Origin of the sequence: Burkholderia latens, from assembly GCF_902499045.1 — a bacterium.
In the GTDB taxonomy this organism is placed as follows: domain Bacteria; phylum Pseudomonadota; class Gammaproteobacteria; order Burkholderiales; family Burkholderiaceae; genus Burkholderia; species Burkholderia latens.
The window spans coordinates 1-602 of record NZ_CABVPL010000114.1 but is presented as its reverse complement, the minus strand read 5'-3'; the positions used below and the strand labels follow the sequence as shown (position 1 = coordinate 602).

Annotated in this window: 1 pseudogene; it reads left to right on the top strand. The window is 69.1% G+C overall.

Annotation, left to right across the window (positions count from 1 at the left end):
• Positions 1-602: pseudogene (locus BSE24067_RS32200) on the top strand (adhesin); the annotation flags it as partial.

Genomic DNA, 602 nt, shown 5'->3' with positions numbered 1-602 from the left:
ACCGGCACGATCTCCGCGCCGTCGTACGTCACGTACAACAGCGACGGCTCCACGACGATCAACAACAACGTCGGCTCCGCGATCGACAACATCAACGCGAACGGCATCAAGTACTTCCACGCGAACTCCACCGCGCCGGACAGCCAGGCGCTCGGCCTCGACAGCGTCGCGATCGGCCCGAACGCGATCTCCCGCGTGGACGGCAGCATCGCGCTCGGCGCGGGCTCCGTCGCCGACCGCGCGACCGTGCCGTCGTCGGGCATCATCCGCAACGGCAGCGCGTCGATTCCGTACGACACGACCGACCAGACGCTGCTCGGCGCGGTGTCGGTCGGCGATGCGACGAACAGGACGTACCGCCAGATCACGAACGTCGCGGACGGCACCGGCCAGCAGGACGCGGTGACGGTGCGGCAGCTGACCGGCGCATTGCAGTCGTTCGCGGTCACGGGGCAGAAATACTTCCACGCGAATTCGACGGCGGGCGATTCGCTGGCCGTCGGCGCGGAATCGGTCGCGGTCGGCCCGACGACGGTCGTCAACGGCGACAACGGCGTGGGCATCGGCAACGGCGCGATCGTCGATCAGACCGCGCCGGGCGG